The sequence below is a fragment of the Collinsella aerofaciens genome, from assembly GCF_964243765.1.
In the GTDB taxonomy this organism is placed as follows: Bacteria; Actinomycetota; Coriobacteriia; order Coriobacteriales; family Coriobacteriaceae; genus Collinsella; species Collinsella aerofaciens_BU.
Genome location: NZ_CAXTGI010000002.1, coordinates 204,846 through 225,307 on the forward strand (window position 1 = coordinate 204,846; position 20,462 = coordinate 225,307).

Annotated in this window: 23 protein-coding genes; 14 read left to right on the forward strand and 9 right to left on the reverse strand. The window is 59.2% G+C overall.

The window, feature by feature from the left end; all coding sequences use genetic code 11:
* Nucleotides 1-32: 32 nt before the first annotated feature.
* The 3 genes from miaB to hflX are packed head-to-tail and all read left to right on the forward strand — an operon-like array spanning nucleotide 33 to nucleotide 3,630.
* Nucleotides 33-1,403, forward strand: a complete 1,371-nt coding sequence (miaB, locus tag ACESSC_RS02415; protein ID WP_373161056.1) for a tRNA (N6-isopentenyl adenosine(37)-C2)-methylthiotransferase MiaB — start codon at nucleotides 33-35, stop codon at nucleotides 1,401-1,403.
* Nucleotides 1,403-2,341 carry a tRNA (adenosine(37)-N6)-dimethylallyltransferase MiaA gene (miaA, locus tag ACESSC_RS02420; RefSeq protein WP_373161057.1) on the forward strand — a complete coding sequence of 313 codons (939 nt, stop codon included), beginning with the start codon at nucleotides 1,403-1,405 and terminating at the stop codon, nucleotides 2,339-2,341. The genes miaB and miaA overlap by 1 nt, the downstream gene beginning before the upstream one ends.
* The gene (hflX, locus tag ACESSC_RS02425) at nucleotides 2,341-3,630 is read left to right on the forward strand and encodes a GTPase HflX (RefSeq protein WP_373161058.1); all 1,290 of its coding nucleotides are present in this window, start codon (nucleotides 2,341-2,343) and stop codon (nucleotides 3,628-3,630) included. The genes miaA and hflX overlap by 1 nt, the downstream gene beginning before the upstream one ends.
* Here the strand turns inward: hflX and ACESSC_RS02430 are convergent.
* On the reverse strand, nucleotides 3,615-4,319 hold the full coding sequence (locus tag ACESSC_RS02430; protein ID WP_373161059.1) for a heparan-alpha-glucosaminide N-acetyltransferase: 705 nt from the start codon (nucleotides 4,317-4,319) through the stop codon (nucleotides 3,615-3,617). The two genes, hflX and ACESSC_RS02430, sit on opposite strands and share 16 nt — an antisense overlap.
* The gene (gene lexA / locus ACESSC_RS02435; protein WP_373161060.1) at nucleotides 4,319-4,963 is read right to left on the reverse strand and encodes a transcriptional repressor LexA; all 645 of its coding nucleotides are present in this window, start codon (nucleotides 4,961-4,963) and stop codon (nucleotides 4,319-4,321) included. The genes ACESSC_RS02430 and lexA overlap by 1 nt, the downstream gene beginning before the upstream one ends.
* A gap of 160 nt (nucleotides 4,964-5,123) precedes the next feature.
* Here lexA and ACESSC_RS02440 point away from each other — a divergent pair, with 160 nt between their 5' ends.
* Genes ACESSC_RS02440 through dut form a run of 3 tightly spaced genes read left to right on the forward strand, consistent with a single transcriptional unit; the run spans nucleotide 5,124 to nucleotide 6,519 of the window.
* Complete coding sequence (locus tag ACESSC_RS02440) at nucleotides 5,124-5,576, forward strand: LysM peptidoglycan-binding domain-containing protein (protein ID WP_124786160.1); 453 nt, start codon at nucleotides 5,124-5,126, stop codon at nucleotides 5,574-5,576.
* A gap of 51 nt (nucleotides 5,577-5,627) precedes the next feature.
* Entirely contained in the window at nucleotides 5,628-6,071 is a 444-nt protein-coding gene (gene nrdR / locus ACESSC_RS02445) for a transcriptional regulator NrdR (RefSeq protein WP_022093781.1), read from the forward strand.
* Nucleotides 6,072-6,075: 4 nt separating this feature from the next.
* Nucleotides 6,076-6,519: a dUTP diphosphatase gene (gene dut / locus ACESSC_RS02450; RefSeq protein WP_373161061.1), complete on the forward strand. Its 444-nt coding sequence runs from the start codon at nucleotides 6,076-6,078 to the stop codon at nucleotides 6,517-6,519.
* Nucleotides 6,520-6,913: 394 nt separating this feature from the next.
* Here dut and ACESSC_RS02455 read toward each other — a convergent pair whose 3' ends face one another.
* Nucleotides 6,914-8,215, reverse strand: coding sequence for an MGDG synthase family glycosyltransferase (locus tag ACESSC_RS02455; RefSeq protein ID WP_373161062.1), 1,302 nt, complete (start codon nucleotides 8,213-8,215; stop codon nucleotides 6,914-6,916).
* A 118-nt stretch (nucleotides 8,216-8,333) separates the two neighbouring features.
* On the opposite strand from ACESSC_RS02455, the gene ACESSC_RS02460 reads away from it, so the two are divergent.
* Together ACESSC_RS02460 and ACESSC_RS02465 are read left to right on the forward strand one after the other, a co-directional pair.
* Nucleotides 8,334-9,272, forward strand: coding sequence for an NAD(P)/FAD-dependent oxidoreductase (locus ACESSC_RS02460; protein WP_373161063.1), 939 nt, complete (start codon nucleotides 8,334-8,336; stop codon nucleotides 9,270-9,272).
* A gap of 153 nt (nucleotides 9,273-9,425) precedes the next feature.
* On the forward strand, nucleotides 9,426-10,037 hold the full coding sequence (locus tag ACESSC_RS02465; RefSeq protein ID WP_373161064.1) for a DUF1836 domain-containing protein: 612 nt from the start codon (nucleotides 9,426-9,428) through the stop codon (nucleotides 10,035-10,037).
* Between the two features lie 73 nt (nucleotides 10,038-10,110).
* On the opposite strand, the gene ACESSC_RS02470 is transcribed toward ACESSC_RS02465, so the two are convergent.
* From ACESSC_RS02470 to ACESSC_RS02495, 6 genes are all read right to left on the reverse strand, one after another.
* On the reverse strand, nucleotides 10,111-10,977 hold the full coding sequence (locus ACESSC_RS02470; RefSeq protein WP_373161065.1) for a DegV family protein: 867 nt from the start codon (nucleotides 10,975-10,977) through the stop codon (nucleotides 10,111-10,113).
* 165 nt (nucleotides 10,978-11,142) lie between these two features.
* Nucleotides 11,143-12,267 (reverse strand): C40 family peptidase, encoded by a 1,125-nt coding sequence (locus ACESSC_RS02475; RefSeq protein ID WP_373161066.1) that lies wholly within the window; start codon nucleotides 12,265-12,267, stop codon nucleotides 11,143-11,145.
* 32 nt (nucleotides 12,268-12,299) lie between these two features.
* The gene (locus ACESSC_RS02480) at nucleotides 12,300-12,830 is read right to left on the reverse strand and encodes an adenine phosphoribosyltransferase (RefSeq protein ID WP_373161067.1); all 531 of its coding nucleotides are present in this window, start codon (nucleotides 12,828-12,830) and stop codon (nucleotides 12,300-12,302) included.
* A 40-nt stretch (nucleotides 12,831-12,870) separates the two neighbouring features.
* Nucleotides 12,871-13,749 carry a transcriptional regulator FtsR gene (ftsR, locus tag ACESSC_RS02485; protein WP_117736838.1) on the reverse strand — a complete coding sequence of 293 codons (879 nt, stop codon included), beginning with the start codon at nucleotides 13,747-13,749 and terminating at the stop codon, nucleotides 12,871-12,873.
* A 3-nt stretch (nucleotides 13,750-13,752) separates the two neighbouring features.
* Nucleotides 13,753-14,187 (reverse strand): FHA domain-containing protein, encoded by a 435-nt coding sequence (locus ACESSC_RS02490; RefSeq protein ID WP_006236002.1) that lies wholly within the window; start codon nucleotides 14,185-14,187, stop codon nucleotides 13,753-13,755.
* Between the two features lie 66 nt (nucleotides 14,188-14,253).
* A complete protein-coding gene (locus ACESSC_RS02495) occupies nucleotides 14,254-14,958 on the reverse strand; it encodes a CDP-alcohol phosphatidyltransferase family protein (protein ID WP_373161068.1) in 705 nt (234 codons plus the stop codon).
* 396 nt (nucleotides 14,959-15,354) lie between these two features.
* Between ACESSC_RS02495 and ACESSC_RS02500 the strand changes: the two genes are divergently transcribed.
* From ACESSC_RS02500 to ACESSC_RS02525, 6 genes are read left to right on the forward strand one after another with little or no spacing between them, the layout of a single operon-like run.
* Nucleotides 15,355-16,083 carry a lantibiotic protection ABC transporter ATP-binding protein gene (locus ACESSC_RS02500; RefSeq protein WP_373161069.1) on the forward strand — a complete coding sequence of 243 codons (729 nt, stop codon included), beginning with the start codon at nucleotides 15,355-15,357 and terminating at the stop codon, nucleotides 16,081-16,083.
* Complete coding sequence (locus tag ACESSC_RS02505) at nucleotides 16,080-16,850, forward strand: ABC-2 family transporter permease (protein WP_373161070.1); 771 nt, start codon at nucleotides 16,080-16,082, stop codon at nucleotides 16,848-16,850. Before ACESSC_RS02500 ends, ACESSC_RS02505 begins: the two co-directional genes overlap by 4 nt.
* Nucleotides 16,851-16,855: 5 nt before the next feature.
* Complete coding sequence (locus ACESSC_RS02510; protein WP_373161071.1) at nucleotides 16,856-17,665, forward strand: ABC-2 family transporter permease; 810 nt, start codon at nucleotides 16,856-16,858, stop codon at nucleotides 17,663-17,665.
* Complete coding sequence (locus tag ACESSC_RS02515; RefSeq protein WP_373161072.1) at nucleotides 17,658-17,840, forward strand: hypothetical protein; 183 nt, start codon at nucleotides 17,658-17,660, stop codon at nucleotides 17,838-17,840. The genes ACESSC_RS02510 and ACESSC_RS02515 overlap by 8 nt, the downstream gene beginning before the upstream one ends.
* Before the next feature lie 45 nt (nucleotides 17,841-17,885).
* Nucleotides 17,886-18,548 carry a response regulator transcription factor gene (locus tag ACESSC_RS02520; RefSeq protein ID WP_099431768.1) on the forward strand — a complete coding sequence of 221 codons (663 nt, stop codon included), beginning with the start codon at nucleotides 17,886-17,888 and terminating at the stop codon, nucleotides 18,546-18,548.
* A 26-nt stretch (nucleotides 18,549-18,574) separates the two neighbouring features.
* Complete coding sequence (locus ACESSC_RS02525) at nucleotides 18,575-19,972, forward strand: sensor histidine kinase (protein ID WP_373161073.1); 1,398 nt, start codon at nucleotides 18,575-18,577, stop codon at nucleotides 19,970-19,972.
* The last annotated feature ends 490 nt before the right edge of the window (nucleotides 19,973-20,462 follow it).

A 20,462-nucleotide genomic window follows, 5' to 3' on the forward strand; every position in this document is an offset into this window, starting at 1 on the left:
CGTTTTGCTCCCCATCGTTAGGACTTATGCACATGGACCAGCGTTCCGTACGCGATATTCTTGCCGGTAAAACCTACTTTATCCGCACCTTTGGCTGCCAGATGAATCAGCACGATTCCGAGCGCGTGAGCGGTCTGCTTGATTCGTATGGCTGCCTCATGGCGCTCGATCCCGCGCATGCCGATATCGTTGTCTTCATGACGTGCTGCGTGCGCGAGGCCGCCGATACTCGCCTGTACGGTCAGTGCAATTCCTGCAAAAGCCTGCCGCCTTCGCCTTCGGGCAAGCGCGTGGTTGCCGTTGGTGGCTGCATCGCGCAGCGCGATGGCGAGGGCCTGCTCACCAACGTCGATAACGTCAATGTCATCTTTGGCACGCATTCCATCGCGCATGTGGCCGAGCTCATTGCCGAGGCGTTCCTTGATGGCAAGCGTCATATCCGTATCAATGAGCATGAGGATACGGATGCAATGAGCATGCCGTGGCATCGCGAGACTCAGTATCACGCCTGGGTGCCCATCATGACGGGCTGCAATAATTTCTGCACCTATTGCATCGTGCCGTACGTGCGTGGTCGCGAAAAGAGCCGCCCCTTCGAGGAGATTGTCGACGAGGTGACCGGTTTGGTACGCCAGGGCGTGCGTGAGATTACGCTGTTGGGCCAAAACGTTAACTCATATGGTCGCGATCTGTTTGGCAAGCCGCGTTTTGCCGATTTGCTGCGTGCCGTGGGCGATACGGGCGTGGAGCGCATCTTCTTTACGTCTTCGCATCCTAAGGACCTGCTGCCCGAGACCATCGACGCCATGGCCGAGACGCCTGCCGTTATGCCGCAGCTTCACCTGGCCGTCCAGTCAGGTTCGACGCGGATCCTCAAAGAGATGAATCGCCGTTATACACGCGAGGACTATCTGGGCCTGGTCGATCGCATTCGCAACCGCATGCCCGATATCGCGCTCTCGACCGACATTATCGTTGGCTTCCCGGGCGAGACTGAAGAAGACTTTGAGCAGACGCTCTCGCTTGCCGAGACGGTCCGCTATGCTCAGGCCTATACCTTCATCTATTCCAAGCGTGCCGGTACCCCGGCCGCCGAGATTGACGATCCTACGCCGCATGAGGTTATTCTCGAGCGTTTCAACCGCCTGGTTAAGGTTATCGAGACCACGGCATACGAGTATAACCAGGGTGAGCTTCATACTGTGGTTCCGGCGCTCATTGAGGGAACGAGTAAAAAGAACGACGCGGTCCTGCTGGGCAAGAGTCCCAAGAATCAGACCGTGCATGCGCCTATCCCCGAGGGGTACAGCATCGATCAGCTTGTTGGCAAGATCGTTGATGTTGACGTTGACGCTGCCAAGACCTGGTATTTATCCGGTTCCGTTGTGGGCGAGCCGCGCTAATGGTTTCTTCCGGGGCAGGTCTTTCCGCCGTTGCGATCGTCGGTCCGACGGCGGTTGGTAAGAGTGATGTTGCCGACCGTTTGGCAGCTCGTCTTTCGTCCGAAGTGCTGTCGTGCGATGCGATGCAAATCTATCGCGGCATGGACATCGGTACCGCAAAGATGGCGCCCGATGAGTGCACGGCGCCGCTGCGTCTCGTCGACATTGTAGAGCCGGGTGTGGCATATTCTGCTGCGCTTTATCAGGCTGACGCTCGCGCGCATGTTGAACGTCTCCTTGGTTCGGGTTGCCTGCCGGTTTTTTGCGGAGGTACGGGGCTATATCTCAAGGCAGCCCTCGATGAGATGGACTTTCCCTCGGGTGAACTTGAGGACGATCGCCGTGTGGGCTATCAGGAGCTTGCCGAGCGTATTGGCGAGGAAGGACTTCATGCCCTGCTTGCCGAGCGTGATCCAGAATCAGCTGCTGTTATTCATCCCCATAACGTGCGGCGTGTGATTCGCGCGCTCGAAATGCACGATGATGGCGTTTCCTATGCGCAGCAAAAGTCGCAGTTTAGTGTTCCGCGCGAGCATTATCATGCGTTATGGTTTGGCCTGACGCGTAATCGCGAGGTGCTCTACGAGCGCATTAACCAGCGCGTCGATCTAATGTTTGAGCAGGGTCTTGTCGATGAGGTCCGCGGTCTTATGGGCCAGGGGCTGGGAGATGCCCTGACGTCAATGCAGGCAATTGGCTATAAAGAGATCATCGATGCTTTCAATGGCGTTATGAGCATGGACGAGGCTCGTGAACTCATTAAGATGCGTTCGCGTCGCTATGCCAAGCGTCAGCTTTCGTGGTTTAAGCGCGATGACCGTATCGTGTGGTTTGATATGGATGAATGTACGATCGATGGGGTCGTTGAGGATATCCTGCATCGTATTGAGGCTGCCTAATGGCCCGTTTCCCCCTTGTTCCCACGGCACCCGAGCCCGAGCGTGCCATTTTAGTTGGTGTTGAGTGGCGCGACAATGCATGGCCGCTCGATCGCTCGCTTGATGAGCTGGAGCGTCTTGCCCACACAGCTGGTGCCCAGTGCGTGGCACGCTTGTCGCAGCGTTTGGTAAAGCCGTATCCTAAATCGTTTATCGGTTCCGGTAAGGTAGAGGAGCTTTGCGGCCTGGTGCATCGCATGGATGCCGATGTCGTTATTTTTGACGACGACCTGACCCCCTCGCAGCAATCCTATTTGGAGAAAGCCGTGGGCGAGCCGGTAAAGATTATCGATCGTACAGCACTGATCCTGGATATCTTTGGCCTGCATGCTCAGACGCGTGAGGGACGCCTGCAGGTACAGCTGGCACAGCTTCAATATTTGTTGCCTCGCCTGCGTGGCATGTGGAGCCATCTCGCCAAGGAGCAGACGCGCGGCGGCATCGGCTCACGTTTTGGTCAGGGCGAAAGTCAGCTCGAGGTCGACCGTCGCCTCATTCGTAATAAGATCGCTGCGCTTCGTCGTGAGCTCAAGCAGGTTGAACAGCGCCGCGATGTTCAATCCAAGAGCCGCATTGAGTCACCGGCGTTTCGCGTCGCGTTAGCCGGTTATACCAATGCCGGTAAATCGACGTTGCTCAATCGTCTGACCGGCTCTACGGTACTTTCGCAGGACAAGCTGTTTGCTACGCTCGACCCGACGACGCGCTCGTATCGCCTGCCCGGCGGTCGCGGCATGACGATTACCGATACCGTCGGCTTTATTCAAAAACTGCCGCATGGTCTGGTCGATGCCTTTAAATCGACGCTTTCCGAGGTGTTGGGTGCCGATCTAATTCTCAAAGTCGTAGATGCGTCTGACGAGGACTATGAGCGGCAGCTGGAGGCTGTCGACCGCGTGCTTGATGAGATCGGCGCCGGAGAGCGTTTAACGCTGACCGTATTCAATAAAATCGATCTTCTCGATAGCGTCGATCGATTGAGTTTCCGTCGTCGCTATCCGGAGGCCGTTCTGTTCTCGGCCCAAACGGGCGAGGGGCTCGACGATCTCGTCGACCGGATTGCTCGCGAGGCAGCTGCCACCGATGTGTTGCTCTCCGCTGATATCCCGTATCGTGAGGGCGCTCTCATCACGCTTGTGCATGAGCAGGGAACCCTTCTGCATGAAGAATATCTCGTGGACGGCGTTCGCATTGTGGCGAAACTGCCGGCTCGTATTGCACCGCGGCTCGAGCGTTATCGCACCGAGTAGACGATCTCCAAAATGCCCAGAATGATGGGCTGATGCAGCAGATAAAAGGGGAGAGCGTGACGTCCAAGGCTGGCGAGCGCCGGCAGGGGGTTGGCGTAGGCCAAGCTAGGGACGGTCTTATCGATACTCTTCGCTATGTGTGCGGCGAAGTATCCTGCAAGATACATAAAGATAAACGGGATGATGGGGTAGTAATCACCTGAGACAAACCCAGGGCTCGGAAATCCCAGCCACGCCAGGTAGGGGACAGGGTAGATCGTTTTGGGGATGCTCCAGGTGAGGGCGAACAACACAAGGCATAGGGGCATGCCCCATCTCGCCGTTATCTTCTTAAGGACGGGATCGGTCAACGCCGAGATGCCGGTGCATGCGGCCATGCAGTAGATGATGCCAAAATTAACCGAATCGTCGAATGAGACAAGTGTTGTTGCCAACCAGACAACGAGTGCTGCTAAGGCGTATTTGGCGGCACGTTTGATATTGTTGCGCGAAAGAGTGCACATCCAACCCGCGATAAACAAAAATACCCAGCTGATGCTGGCGCGCCAGACGTCTTGAAAGACAGTCTGGGTAAACCAAGGCATATCCCAGCCGTACAGGTAGGCGAGATCATAGCAAGCGTGAAAACCTGCCATAGAAATCATCGTAAACCCGCGGACGGTATCAAAGATGGTTATGCGTTTTTGCATTACGAGAACCGGCGCATCAAGCCGACGACTTTGCCCAGGATAACGGGATTCGTTGCATAGATAGGTTCCATGGTGTCGTTCTCGGGCTGCAAGCGCACACGCCCCTGCTCCTTGTAGAACGTCTTGACGGTCGCCGAACCATCAATCATGGCCACGACAATTTCGCCGTTCATGGCACTCTTTTGTTCACGGACGATGATGTAATCGCCATTGAAGATGCCGACATTGATCATTGAGCTCCCATGCACCTCAAGGATAAAGGAACCCTGATCAGTGGCGATTTCGGTCGGGATAGTAAACGTGTCTTCGATATTCTGCTCGGCCAGAATGGGAATCCCAGCCGCGACGCGACCAACGAGCGGCAGCGAGACCGTTCCGCGAGGTGCGGTGGGCTCGTCAGATTTAGAAATTGAGACAGAGGAACCATCCTCGTTAAAGAGTTCCAGGGCGCGCGGTTTGGTGGCATCGCGCTTGAGTAGCCCGCGCGCTTCAAGGGCAGAGAGATGGGCGTGCACGGTGCTGGGGGAGGAAAGGCCCACGGCAGAAGCCATCTCGCGCACGCTGGGCGGATAACCCTTCTCCTGCTGATATTCCTTGATGAAGTCGTAAATTTGCTGCTGACGCTTGGAAATTTTGCGAGCCATCAGGGCATCCTCTCTACCCATGTCAAACAAATGTTCGAATTTTGCTTGACAGGAACAACTGTTCGAAGATAATAATAACCGAACATTCGTTCTCGCGCTAGACATTTTTGTCCGAGCGGCTTGATAAAACTGTTCTCAGCAAAACACGTGAGAGGAGAACATGATGAACGTAACGAATATGGTCCAGGGAAACCTCGCCCTTAAGCTCGAGACGCCTGCAGAACCCACTTTTACGGTTGTTCAGGGTGGTCGCTCCGGCTTTCAGCCTTTGACCGTAAAGCCTGCGCGCAATCAGCAGGCTGTAGTCGCGCCGGCCCGCGTTGCCCTGAAGGTTCCGACGATTGTCGCCGTCGCCGTTGCGCTTACGCTCTTCTTTGTCCTCGCTATGTCGGTCTTTAGCACTCGTCACGCCGCGTATGCCGAGTCCGTTTCCAACATTACCTACGAGACCATTCGCGTTCAGCCTGGCGATTCTCTTTGGTCGATTGCCGAAGAATATCCAATCGAAGGCCTTTCCACGCAAGAGACTTCCGACATGATCCGTAGCGTCAATCATCTGGAGCATGGTTCGCTCGCCGCCGGTGCGCATCTTAAGGTTCCTGCTCGTTCGTAATCATTATCGCGCTGCGCATGGTACCCTTGTTATCGTTTAAGAGGAGGTACCATGCGCTGTCCCAAATGCGGCAAGGCACATACCCGCGTCGTTGACTCCCGTATGCAGGAGTCAAATAACACCATTAAGCGCCGTCGCGAATGTTGCTCGTGTAACTACCGCTTTACAACGTTTGAGCGATGCGAGGACCCTATCGAGGTCATTAAGTCAGATGGAACTAAGCAGCGGTTCGATCGCAATAAGCTTCTTGTCGGCTTGATGCGCGCCACCATCAAGCGCGATATCGACACTAAGAAGCTCAATGAGATTATCGATGACATCGAGGTCGAGCTTCGCTCTCGCACGCTGACGGCCGTCACGTCCCATGAGTTGGGTGACATGGTGCTCAAGCGCTTGGCCAAGATCGACAAGGTTGCGTACATCCGTTTTGCCTCGGTCTACCGCGATTTCAAAGACGTCGATGAATTTCTGCAAGAGCTCGACAAGCTAAGGTGATTCCATGTCCAACATTACCGTCAACATAAAGCGTCTCGACCCCACCGTCGAGCTTCCCAAATACGCCCATCCCACCGATGCCGGCTTGGATTTGCGCTCCAACGAGGACTGCGTTCTGAAGCCCTTCGAACGCCGTCTGGTCTCTACGGGGCTGGCCATCGCCCTGCCCGATGGCTACGCCGGCTTCGTCCAGCCCCGCAGCGGCTTGGCCATCAAGCAGGGCCTGTCTATAGTCAATACGCCGGGCCTCATCGACGCCCACTACCGAGGAGAGCTCAAAGTCATCCTCATCAACCTAGACCCCACGAACAACATCCAAATCAACAAAGGCGACCGCATTGCCCAACTCGTAATCCAAGAAGTCCCCACGGTCAACCTCGTAGAAGTAGACGAATTAGACGAAACCGACCGAGGCAACGGAGGCTTCGGCTCCAGCGGCGTAGCTTAGGGGCGCTCGTATCCCTCCCGCCCGCCTCTCACACATATCATTCCATGCTCAAACATTCTCGCTTCGCTTCGCTCGCTGCGAAACTGCGCGTGGAACGATATGTGTGAGAGGCGGGCGGGCGGTTACTCGCTTGAAAGCAATAATCAATCTTTTTGATATGCCGGTGCGACAAAGGAACAGTCCCTTTGTCGCACCGGCTAACTGCATTTGGTTACTTTGGTTTGCCTTTGCAGCTTCTAATAGGGGGATCCGGCGCAGCTGGTGGTGCGTAAACGCAGCTGACCGGCCCGACCCGCCTATATATCGTCCCACGCGCAGTTTCGCAGCGCAGCGAGAATGTTTGAGCATGGGATGATATATAGGCGGGTCGGGCCGGTCAGCGGACAGTAAATCACTACCTGATATGCGCGGGTTTTCCGCCCCAGTAGAAGCGGCAGAAGGCTCGTTTGCGCTTTTGGGGTTTGCCTACGAGCTCCATGGCGGCGATGGCTATGTCTTCGGCTGCGTGGGGGCGGCGTAGTACTTCGCCGTTGATGAGTAGGGCTTTGAGTGATTCGGGATGATCGTGCAAGTGACGTAGGGTAACGATGAGCTCTCGTGCGGTGGTGACATGCATGCTGGCGCCCATGCCGGTGAGCATGGTGGTGTTGGCCTTTTCCTGGCCATAGGACTTGCCCAGCAGGATCATCGGCAGGTGTGCGCACAGGCATTCGGTGACGGTGAGTCCGCCCGATTTGAGAATTGCCAGGTCGCAGCCGTGCATAAGCGCTGCCATATCATCGACATAGTCCAGAACCGTGACGTTTTCGAGCTTCATGGCGTCGAAGAGCGTTTTGAGGCGGGTGGCATATTCGGTGTCTTTGCCCGGCAAAAAGACAAAGTGCATGTCTTCGAAGCTGCGTAGGAAGGGGAGGGTGCGGTCCATCTCCGCGCGAAAGCGAACGTACGGTTGAGGCAAGCTGGCACCGGCCATTACCAGCACGACGGTCTTGTCGGTGGGGAGGTTGAACTTAGCTAGCTCTTCCTCGCGATCGTAATCCGTGTCGAATCCGGCGCGAATAGGAATGCCGGTAATGCGAATCTTTGTCTCGAGCACCTTGCGCGGACGCAGCGTTTCGGCCATAAATTCGTTGGCTACACAGAACAGGTCGGTGTCCTTGTGGGGCCAAAAGCCTTCGACTTCATAGTCTGTTGGTACGCAGATGACCGGATAATCGATACCCGTAATCACGCGGGCGCCTACGGCAACATTGGCTGCCGTGATGTGCGTCGCGACCACGGCTATGGGCCTGCGGCTGCGGACATATTCGTTGAAGGCGGGGAACATAATTCGCGACCATGCCGTGCCGCCGCCCCAGAGAAGATGTCCCGTAAGCGTATATCGCCAGGTCAGGTCGTAAATGGGGCGCGTGGCTCCCGTAAAAGAAGCCGCGGTCTTATTGCCGTCGAATTTAATACGTCCAAAATCAAGGATATCGAGCACTTCAATCTCAATATCCTCGGGGATGCCATTGGTGCCGCGGATGAGGTCGAATGCCTGCGCTATCGCATTTGCGGCGGCCTTGTGGCCCGAGCCGACGGAGGCGTGCACGATGGTCACGAGAGGTTTTTGTTGAGCCAGGAGCGTGGTCTGCTCCGATTGGGGAGCGCTGTGCGTGAGCAGGGGAGCGTCGTCACTCGTCTGCGCCTGGTCCATCGATAACTCCCCTTCAGCTTTGTAATACGGATTTATCATTGTAGTGCATGAGTGTCACGTTCACGTAAATTTGGGTACGAGCGCAAAGAACGACAACGTTTCGACGAAAGGACGCTTCATGACTACCGATAAGCCGATCGATGTTGCGATTATCGGTGGCGGCCCCGCGGGCTATGCTGCCGCCATTTATGCTGCGCGTGCCAACCTGACGACGACCGTGATTGAGCAGGGCATGTCGGGAGGGCAGATCGCCACAACCAATGAGGTCGAGAACTATCCGGGTTTCCCGCTCCTGAGTGGCGCCGAACTTGGCGAGCGTTTTCAGCAGCATGCAGAGGGCCTGGGAGCACAGGTTACATGGAGCATGGTTACGGGTATCGATTACGATGCCGATGCAGCGTTGTTTACGGTGCATCACGATATGGGCGATACGCTGGCCTCGAGCGTTATCGCTTGCATGGGTGCCACGCCGCGTCCGGCAGGTTTCGCAGGCGAGGATACGTATCGCGGTCGTGGCGTTTCATATTGCGCAACATGTGACGGCATGTTTTTCCGCGGCAAGCAGGTTTTTGTAATCGGTGGTGGCAATTCGGCATGCGAAGAGGCGCTGTTCCTGTCCGACATTGCCAGCAGTGTGACCATCGTGCTGCGCCGCGACCAGTTCCGTGCGCCCGATGGTGTTGTTCGGAAAGTACTCGCAAAGGACAATATTACAGTTAGGTACCAAACTAGTATTGTGGAGCTATCGGGCGAAGCCATGCCAACGACGATTACCTTTAAGGACAATGCATCTGGGGAAACTCATGTCGAGTCATTTGAGCCCGGCTCGTTTGGCATCTTTGTCTTTACGGGGACGCAGCCACATACCGAGCTTGTTGAGCATCTAGTCGACCTGGCGCCTGATGGCGGCATTCTGACTGATGAATCCATGGCGACCCGCACGCCAGGTCTATTTGCCGCTGGCGATATCCGTTCCAAACGTTTACGCCAGGTTGTGACCGCTGTTTCGGACGGAGCCATAGCGGCAACGAGCGCATACGCGTTTCTCCGTGGATAAGTACGATAATATATCTTATGTAAGGTTGTTATCAATTTACTAAATGGCGGGACGAAGCATCAGTGCACTGTCCCGCCAATTTTCTTGGCGGCTATGTGGTATGCAAAACTAGATAACCTAGAATACAATATAGAAAACGAATGGAGGCCTCTTATGAACCACGCTAAATACGTTATTCCGATGTCCGATTCGTCGGTCAGCATTAAGCCCGAGGATATTCAGCCCACGGTGCTACCCGATGCATTCATTCAGTCCGATATCGTGCGTAAACTCAATACGTTGAGTCTGCCGCGCTATAACCAGTTGCCCAATGTGACGCTCTACCGCGACCAGGTCATTGAGTATGTTGCGCTGTGGATGGAGCCGCTGTCCATTTGCGTTGAGCACCCTGTCATTACGCCATCGATGATCAATAACTACGTGAAGGTCGGCCTGGTGCCTGCTCCGGTTAAAAAGCAATATGGCCGCGAGCAGATTGCCCGTCTGATCGCTATCTGCATCTTTAAGCAGGTGCTACCTATTGCTGCGGTGCAGGCACTCTTTAACATTCAGCGATTGAGCTACGATGCCCCGACGGCCTTCAACTATGTGGTTGATCAGCTCGAGGCATCGATTCGTTCGGCGTTTTCCGTCGAGCCGACGCCGGTTCCCGATACGGCGCATCAGGTAACGCGTGAGTCGCTGCTTGTGCGCAGCGCGGTTTCATCCTTTGTTTCGAAGGCTTACTTGATGAGCTATCTCAAGTTCAACGGGTTTAATAGCTAGCCGACGTATAAAACGAGCGGGACAAAGAGCCATCTGTCGGTTTGTCCCGCCCATATTTTTGCTTGGTTGGACTTTATTTGCCCGAAGCTACGCCCATGCCGTAGCCGATAATGAGCCCATGCATTTCGGCATAGTATGAATCTAGCCCGTTACAGGGCATGATGATAGTCTTGGAGCCTGGCCAGCGCTCCACAATTCGGCTGGCAAGTGCTTGGGCGCCTGCCTCATTCTCGACATGGTCGATAACGACCTCGCCGCCCGTAAAACCTTCGGCTTCCATGGTGTCGATAATCTTGTTGAGCATCTTCTTTTCGCCACGCGTGTGTCCGACGAGTTCGATTTTACCGGCTTCACTCGCCGTGCCCAAAATGCGAATATTGAGCTTGTTGGCAATGACGCCGGCTGCCTTAGGGATACGTCCGGCTTTGGCCAGGTTTTCGTAATTGCACAAGCTGAAGAGGATTTTGCTGTTCTGCTCAAGGCTATCGAAGTATGCGCAAGCGTCCTTGAATGAGACATCCGGATTGCTTGCAAGATAGCGGTCGAACAGCAAGAAAATGAGGTCCATTTTGCCGCCAGCTGCGCGCGAATTGACTAGATGAATCTGCCGGTCGGGCTCCTCGGCAAGAACCATATCGCGAGCCGTAGCTGCCGCATTGTAGCTGCCCGACACGCCCTCAGAGATCGGCATGCAGATGGTCTTGTCTGCCAATTTGAAGAGCTCGACCCACTCCCCTACGCTGGGACAAGCGCTCGAAGAAGCGTTCGTCTCCGCCTGAACAGCGCAGTTGAGCTCATGTACATCGAGCGAAAGGTCATCGACGAATTCACGCTCCCCCACTCGAATTTTGAGGGGCGCAAATGCAAATGTGGTATGGGGCGCGGTCGGTTGCCAATCGCGGAGGTTACAGCTTGAATCGGAGATAAGTGCCCAGCTCATAGAGGGTCCTTTCTAATTGTTCCTCAACAATTATAGCCATCTTGCAAACCGAATGTACGGCTATCTAGTTTTGAATACTAGATAGCCGTACAAGATTAGAGACAAAAGAATAGACCTCGCGACTTTAAGCCACGAGGTCCACATTCACACGCTGTGTAAGATGACTTAGTAACGCACGAAGATATAGTTGTTGTTCATGCCGGCGGCAACGGAGCTGATGATGACGCCCGTTTTGTAGTCGGAAGCATGGATCATCTGACCATTACCGATATAAATGCCGGTATGGTAGGAGTTAACCACAACATCGCCGGGTTGCGGATCGGACACACGGGTCCAACCCATGAAGTCGACCGTGGTGCCCAGACGGCAGTAGCGTCCCGTGAGGCAATAGCTTACAAAACCGGAGCAGTCAAAGCTGTTCGGTCCAATGCCGCCCCAAGAATACGCATAGCCGAGCTTGCTGTAGGCGCGCGAAACAACGGAACCGCCATCGACGGACTGGCTCGGAGCAGAAGGCGTCGGAGCCGGAGCAGGCGTGGAGGGCTGCGGCGTCGGAGCAGGTGCCGGCGTAGGAGCCGGAGTGTTGCCGCCCTGGTTGTTATTGCTGGTCTGACCACCGTTGTTGGTGTTCTCGGTCGTACCGGCAGTCTCGTTGCTCACCGTGGCCTTCTCGGCAGTACTGGCGTTGATGCCGGCCTGCAGCGCGGCGTTGGCCTCGGCCTCTGCGGCAAGCTCGGCCTGCAGCTGCGAATCCAGGGAGTTTACGACGTTCTGGGCTTCAGCCTGCTGGGCGTTAAGCTCGTCGACCTTCTTTTGCGTGGTGGCGACGTTCTTCTCCTGCTCGGCCTGCTTATCGGTGAGCTGCTGCTTAAGCTCCTTGACCTCTTGAATGGTCTGAGCTTGCTTATCGGAAACTTTGCCGTAGTAGAACAGACGGTTGAGCATATCGCTCAGATCATCGACACCCGTCAAAACCTGAAGCAGGCTCAGACCGCCGGTTTTGTACTCGCCGGCGACATAGGTCGAGAGCTTGGCCTGACCATCGGCGATCTCCTGCTGCTTTTGCGTGATCTCGCCGGCAGTCTGATCGAGCGCCTGCGTCTGCGTGGCAAGCTCATCGTAAATCTGCTGGGTTTGGGTGCCGATCTGCTCGAGTTTCGTACGAGCAGCGGCAAGGTCGGATGCGGTATCGGCGTAGGCAGGAGCCGCGAGGCCCAAGCCCAAACCACAAGCGAGGGTTGCCGTAGCAGCGCAGCGTGCCATGTTTTTGTGCGTGTTTGCTGTGCGCATGTAGCTTCCTTTCCAGTAACTAAGGGTAACGGCTAGCCTACCGTCACCAGGCTAAAGAGCTCCACATCGTCATCAGACGGCGTGAGCTTCTCGCGCGGGTTGAGAAACGCAAGCTCAAGTATACAACCGTAACCGATAAGCTTTGCGCCCATATCTCGCACCAGTTTACCTGTTGCCTCGACGGTTCCGCCCGTCGCGACCAAGTCGTCCAGAATCAACACGGTATCTTTAGAGCTGATAGCGTCGGCATGGATCTCAATTGAATCGGTGCCGTACTCGAGCTCGTAGCTCTGGGTTACGGTCTCGCGCGGCAGCTTGCCCGGTTTACGTGCGGGAACAAAGCCGGCGCCAAGGGCTACAGCCACCGGTACGCCAACCATAAAGCCGCGAGCCTCGGGACCCACGACCTTGGTGATTCCCATGCCGGCAAAGTGCTCGGCGAGGGTATCGGTCATGGCTTTGAGCGCCTCGGGATTGCCAAAGAGCGGCGTGATGTCTTTAAAGATGACTCCGGGCTCGGGATAGTCGGGGATGTCGACGATTTGAGATTCGAAGTCGTACATTGCATGACCTTTCAATGGGTTGCCGGATAAGCGGCAGCGGTTATTTGCCCGCCGTGGCGGTGCCGGAGTGCGAAGGGGCGACGACCTTGAGCGGCTTTACGAGAGAATCCTCGTGTGAAGCCGGCGTGGCTATCTCTTCGTTTTTGGCTTTGGTGGACTCGGAGCGAGTGATTTCCTCATCGAGTGCATCGATGTCGGCGTCCTCGACCACGGCATTGAGCGACTCAAAAACGCGGTTCTTGAGCAGCGCAGTGTGCACACCCTCGGTCAGGTCGTGAAGCTTCTTAAACGCACGCTCGAGCTTGGCGTCGCGCTCGTCATCGGAGGTATCCATTCCGAGCATGCTCACGAGCACCTGCTCAAACATAGAGGACTCGCGGTTGGCGGAAGACACGTACTGACGCAGGTTGCGGGGCTCGATATGGAAGCGTGACAGCTCGGAGCAGTAGCGGATGATTGGAAAATCGCGACCATCGACGAGCTCACGATTCTGCGGACTCTTGATGATGCGAATGAGGTCGTTCTCGGCGAGCGAGCGGATAAACGAAATCTCGACGCCCAGCATATCGGGAATGGTCTCAATGGGATGCAGCTTTTGCTTAGTCTCCTTGGGCTCCGTCTTGAGCGGAACATCGGACAGCAAGCCCACCTCGTAAGCGAGCGTTGACAGGTCCGTGGCGTTTTCCAAGCGCTGCTTAATCACGTTGAGCGGCATGTAGCGGGTCTTCTGCAAGTGCAGGATGACCTCCAGGCGATCAACGTCCTCCTTAGAGTACTGACGGTATCCCTTAGGCGTACGATGAGGGGTAATGAGCCCCTCATCTTCTAGAAATCTAATTTTTGAGTTCGAAAGATCGGGGTATGCGCCTCGAAGAAGGTTGACGACTTGGCCGATACTCAGATAGTTGCGTTCGGCCATGCCCTACTCACCGGTTTCGATGCGCTCCGGCGTGCTCTCGTGGTAGATGAGCGTAAACGTACCGATCTGGACGGAAGAACCATCGTGCAGCGGGGCCGCGTTGACAATGGCGCCGTCGACCCAGGTGCCATTGAGCGAGCCCAGGTCCTCAATGCGAGCGCCGAGGCCCTCGCGAATAATGCGCGCGTGGCTACGCGAAACGGTCATGTCATTGAGGAAGATGCCGTTCGCAGGATCGCGGCCGATGGTGGTCACGTCGTCCTCGAGCTCAAAGGCGGCACCAGTCTGCGGACCCTTGACGATGGACAGAACGGGGGCGGTGATGCGCACGTTGGCCATGAGGTCGGGAACGGTGACGTCGCTTGAAGGCACGCGGAATACGCAGGTAGCGTCAGCAGTCTTATCATTCTGAGGCATATTATTGACCATGTTGTCCATGACAACCCCTAACTTATCGCGGACGTGCCGCAAATAATGAACCGTACGTAATCATACCCCAACGAATCAGTCTTCGATTTCGGGGTTCAGAAAGTCGATGTCCTCGTCCTCGGGATGCGCGAGAGCCTGTTTAATGGCCACTCCGCCCTTAATGGAATAGATGACAGCCGTGAGTATGGAGAAGATCACGCCGCCGTACACAAAGAAGATGCCGAGGGGCACCGAGCTTCCGTTGAGGCCCGGGAAGGCCGTAAGGGTTGAAGGTAAAAGATGCAGGCCGTCAATAACGGGGAACCCGAGCAGCATGAGCGAGAAGCCGGTCATGAGCAGTGCAGTGGCAATCTTTCCGGGAAAGACGACATCGATGGGGCGACGGTGATAATGACGAACGATAAGCGTGCCGATGCCCAGATAGATGTCGCGGCCAATAATGAGCACGCAGACCCAGATGGGCAGCTCTCCGCGGACCACCAGCCCAAGTACGCCGGTGAACAGCAGCGCACGGTCGCAGATGGGATCCATGACCTTGCCGAGCCACGAGACCGTCTTGGTCATGCGGGCGATCTGACCGTCCATCCAGTCGGTAGAGGCGGCAACGGCGTAGATAACGATGGCGATGACGCGGTTGTTATCCGTCACAAACAGGTAAAGAAATACCAGGGTGAGGATCAGGCGCGTAAAGGTGATGAAATTGGAGATCGTAAAGATCTTATTCGACGGGTAATCGGAAGTGCCGATAAGCTCCTTTTTGATCTTCTTTTTGATGCCCACAGGACTCCCCCGCTGGTTAACGACAAAACTTTCGATACTATACCCGTTCCGGCGATCTCTATCCAGCGTAAGCATAGAGAGTCCAGACATATGGAGGATGCTACTGGGTTGTGCGGGATTCTGCATTTGTGTACATCAGCCTCTAAATATGACATTTTTCGGCATCTTTGATGGCTGATGTACACGTTTTGATTCGGTGATTACATCGATCGGGAAAGTTGTTGCCTTAAGCAAATTAATCATGATGTGCGGGTCGAGAAGGGTTGGCGCCAAAAGAACCCAACGGCCGTTATGGCTTCGTTAGAAACGCGCCCCACCATGGATGGTGAACCCGAAAGGTAAGGCGCGCGGGCACGGTGACTCGGCCCGCGCTCCCGGAAGAGAAAGGATAAACCCATGGGTTACATGCTCGAGACGCGTGGGCTCACCAAGCGCTTCGGCCGCGGCGACCAGGCGCAGGACGCCGTGGCCGATGTGAGCCTTCATATCCGCGAGGGCGAGGTGTACGGGCTGCTCGGTCCCAACGGCGCCGGCAAGTCGACAACGCTCAAGATGATCTGCGGGATGCTGCGGCCGACGGCCGGGGAGATCCTCTTTGCCGGGCACGCCTGGCGCCGCGAGGACCTCTACGCAATCGGCAGCCTCATCGAGGAGGCGCCGCTCTACCCCAACCTCACCGCGCGAGAGAACCTGCGCGTGCGCACCACGCTGCTGGGCCTTCCCGAGAGCCGCATAGATGAGGTGCTCGCCGCCGTGGACCTCGCGGACACCGGGAAGAAGCGCGCCGGGCGCTTCTCGATGGGGATGCGGCAGCGCCTGGGGCTCGCGTTGGCGCTGATCGCCCGGCCACGCCTGCTCGTGCTCGACGAGCCCACCAACGGCCTCGACCCCATCGGCATCGAGGAACTGCGCGACCAGATCCGCGGCTTCGCGGCGGCGGGTACGACGGTGATCGTCTCGAGCCACATCCTCTCCGAGGTGCAGCAGATGGCGGACACCATCGGCATCATCTGCGGGGGGCGCCTTGCCTACGAGGATGCGCTTCGTCCCGAGCAGGACCTCGAGGAACTCTTCATGAGCTTCTGTCGGGAAGGGCGACGAGGGCGCGGGGAGGTGGCGGCATGACGGGTGAGAAAGGCGGCTTGCTCGCGGCCCTGCGCGCCGAGGCCCTGAAATCGCGCCACGCGGCGCCGGTTCGCCTGGCCGTGCTCATGGCGCTGCCGATGCCGCTGCTCGGCGCGATGCCCTACCGGGGCGTGCAGATCTTCAGCGCGTGGAACTACTGGTACGCGCTCTTCCTGCCCGTGTGTCTCTCGCTCGTGGTGGCGTGCGTCGCGCGGGCTGATGCTCGCACGCGGATGCGGGGGCTTCTGGGCCTGGGCTTCCCGCTCGGGCGCGCCTGGTGGGCCAAGGCGCTCTGGTGCCTCGCGCTCTGCACGCTCTCGAACCTCGTGGTCTTCGGCATCTACCTCGCGGGATCGGCGTTCTCCTCGCAGGGCCTCACGGCCGCGGGCACGCTCACGATGCTCCTCTGCGCGCTCGTCAACACGGTGACCGCGGCGTGGATGATCCCCGCAGGGCTCTTCCTCACGGCGCGGCTCGGCATGCTCGCGGGCATCTTCTGCCCGCTCGCCGCGCAACTCGTAGGTGGGTTCGCCTGGTCGTTGGTGCCGCTGCCGCAGCTCTTTCCGCCGTCGGCGAACATGGTCATCCCCACGAGCTTCATCCCCGTGCTGCCGAGCGGCGAGCCGCTCGCGGCGGACATGGCGCTCGGCGAGGCGCTCGCGTCGGACGGCATGCTCACACTGGCGGGCCTTGCGGTCTGCGCGCTCGCGTTCGCCGCGCTCACGGCGGCGGGCGCGGCCTGGTTCGCGCGCTCCGAGGAGAGGTGATGGCCATGACACGACTCTCCGACCCGATGCCGCGCATGACTCTCCCGCGGGCCCTGCTCTCCGAGGCCCTGCGCCTGGCGCGCTCCCCGCTCACGGCGGTGCACCTCGTCTGCGGCTTGGCAGCCGGTCTTGCCTGCGGCGAGTACTTCTCTGTAACCCGATGGGACCCGGCGCTGGGCGCGGACGCCTACGCCCAGTTCCTCGGCGCTCTCATGCCGCTCATGTCCGCCATCGTCTGCGGGCTCGCTGTGGACGAGGAGCGCGCTGCCGGGCGCCTCGCCAACCTCACGGCGGTCCCCTCGCGCGGGCGCGCCGTCGCGGCGAAGCTGCTCGCCCTTGCGGCGCTCGGCGCGGGCGCGCTGGCCGTGGCGCTCGGCGTGTTCGGGGCCGTGCTCGCCGTCGCCGGGCGCCTGCCGCTCGGGCCCACTCCGCTTGCGGCCGCCTGGGCGGGCATCGTGCTGGGCAGCCTGCCCCTCTACGCGCTGGGGCTCGGCGTGGCCCTGCGCCTCGGCCGCAACGCCGTCATCGGCGCCGGCGCGGCGGGGATGCTCCTCGCGTTCTTCTCGGTGGGCGGACTTGCGCACGGTCTCATGACCGGCGAGCTCACCGGTGCCCTGGCGACGCCCCTGAGCTGGGTGCCGCTCGCCTGGCCCGCGCGCCTGGGGTCGCTCGGGGTGGAGGCCTTCATCGACGCCGTACGCGCGGCGGGCCCACTCCTCACGACTGCGCTCGCTGGCCTCGTGCTCACCCTGGCAGCCGCCGCCGTCCTTCTCGCCTGGTTCTGCCGCTTCGAGGACGGGAGGGCAGATGCATAGGAAGCCGCTCGCCGCCGTGCTCGTCCCCCTCTCCGCAGCGTTTGTCCTGGGCGGGAATGCCCTGCTCGACGCCGGCTGGGGTTCGGCGCTGCGCTCGATCGCCGACTGCGTGCTGCCCAGCCCTGAGATCGTCATGTTGGCGCCCGCGGCTGCGCGCAGGGCTCTGGACCGCTGAGCGCGGCGTTAGTACAATTCCGACGAGAGTTTCAGGAGGTCGAACATGGCGAGGATACTGGCAGTGGATGATGAACGGGCGATCCTCGACGCGCTTGCGCGCGTCCTCGGCCGCGACGGCCATGAGGTCGTCAGGGCGGCGGACCCGACGGCGGTCCCGGGGATGGACCTCTCGCGCTTCGACCTCGTGCTCTGCGACGTCATGATGCCGGGGCTCGACGGCTTCGAGCTCGTGCGGCAGATCCGCCCGGACTTCGACGGGCCCATCGTCTTCCTGACCGCGCGCGTGGCCGAGGAGGATGCCGTGGCCGCCTACGGCCTGGGCGCCGACGACTACGTCCGCAAGCCCTTTGGGGCCGCGGAACTGCGCGCAAAGGTCGCGGCCCATCTACGCCGTGAGCGCCGGCCGCGCTCGCACGCTCTCTCCTTCGGGGAGGTGCGGATCGACCTCGGGGCGCGCGACCTCGCCGTGGGCGGCGAGACCGTGCCGCTCACGCCCACCGAGTACGCCATCTGCGAGTACCTCGCGCGCCACCCCGGGCAGGTCATGAGCCGCGCGCAGATACGCGAGGCGGTGCTCGGCTGGGAGAGCGACGCCGACGACGCGGCCATATCCATGCAGGTCAGCCGCGCCCGGAGGAAACTCTCCGAGGCCGGCGCCGATCCGATCGCGACCGTCTGGGGGATGGGGTACAAGTGGCAGCTCTGAAGATCGGGGCGCGAGGTCGCGGGGGCATGCCACTCTCCTTCGTCATCGCGCGCTACTTCGCCTACGCGTTCGCGGCGGTCGCCACGGCGTGGCTCGCCTCGTTCATGGTGCTCTCCGTGGCGATCAACGCGGGCATCGTCTACGAGGCAAGCTGGGGGCCGGCCAATGTTCGCGAGGTCGCGGAGGGCCTGGGACGCGACGGCGTCTGCGGGCAGCAGGACGTGCCGACGGCGTACCGCTACCTCATCCTGAACAAGGACGGATACGTGCTGATGACAGACCTCGAGGGCACGCGGCTCGAGGACGCGAAGGAAATGGCCCGTACGGCACTCGCCGCGGAACCGGGCACAGTGAAGATCGAGGGCGGGGGTTCGGGCCTCACCTACGCCGCGTTCCCGCTCAAGGGCGGCGGGGCCTGCGCACTCGTCAGCGAGTACCTGCCGCAGTGGGTCTCGCGCGACCTCGCCGGCCTGCTTCCCAACCCGCAGAACCTCATGCTCGTCGGCGCCGCTGCGGGAAGCGCGCTCGCGCTCGCGCTCGTGGCGCGCCGCGCGAGCCGCGTGATCTCGCGCAAGATGGCGCCGCTCGCGGAGGCGGCGGGGCGCGTCGGCGCGGGGGAGCTCGACTTCGCGGTCGGCAGCACCAACGTGCGCGAGGTGAACGACGTCCTTGCCGCGATGGACGCCATGCGGACCTCCCTCGCCGAGTCGCTCGAGGCCCGCTGGGCCGCGGAGCGGGGGCAGCGCGAGCAGGTGGCGTCGCTCGCCCACGACCTCAAGACGCCGCTCACCGTGCTGCGCGCCAACGCCGACTTCGTGGCAGAGGAGCTGGAAAACGAGAAAGACGCCGACCTCGCGGCCGCCGCGCGCGACATAGCCGGCAGTGTCGAAAGGCTCGACGGCTACGTGCGCCTGCTCATCGAGGCCTCGCGCGGGTCCGGCGGGGCGGAGAGGGCCCCCATGCGGCCGGCCGAGCTCTGCGAGCAGGTCCTCGCCGAGGCCGCCCAGATCGCCCGGTCGCGAGGCGTGACACTCGACGCGGCCATGGGCCCCGCTGTCGCGGGCGCGCCCGAGGCCCCGCTCGACCGAACCGCCCTGACGCGAGCCGCCGCGAACCTCGTGGCCAACGCCGCCGAGCACGCGCGCTCGCGCGTGGCGGTCTCCTGCGACGTCGCGGGCGGGCACCTCGTCATCGAGGTGTCCGACGACGGACCGGGCTTCTCTCCCGCCGCCCTCGAACGCGGCTGCGAGCGCCTCTTCACAGACGACTCCTCCCGCTCCTCGCGCGACGGAGGCCGCCACTACGGGCTCGGACTCCACGTCGCCTCCGAGGCCGCGAGCGCCCACGGGGGCTCCGTCTCGCTCGCCAACAGCCCCTCGGGCGGCGCGGTGGCCACCATCGCGGTCCCCCTGTGCGGGATCTGACGACTTCCTCGATGTCTACCTCGACTGCGATATGTCGCTCGCCGAGGCCGCGACGAGATGGCGTTGCGTCTGCCCCGTTTGGTGCTTCTAGCTCAAATTTGATCTGATGTAAGGCCCGTGCAATCCTGCATGGGCCTTTCTTTTGGCAATTGCTCGACCGATTCATGGCTTGAAACACAAATTATCGAGTTAAGAAGACATGGGGTCATACAGCGGCTTTCAGAGCGCCTGCCGCACTCCCCCGCCATTACCCTGCGGCGTCCTCGTATAGAGCCCATCCTGCTTGGCGTTTCGTTGCAACAGCCCACTTATCCACCGATCAAGTTAACTACTGGAATAAATACAGTGACACGCTTGTTCGTTAGAGTCGCTATATCTGTGTAAATCGCCGCGATAAATACAGCCTGTACTCGGCTGTATACCAGCTACGCGTATGTAGATTCATATCGCGTTAATAAATCGTCTCAAGCGTATGCAAAACGCGCAAGTA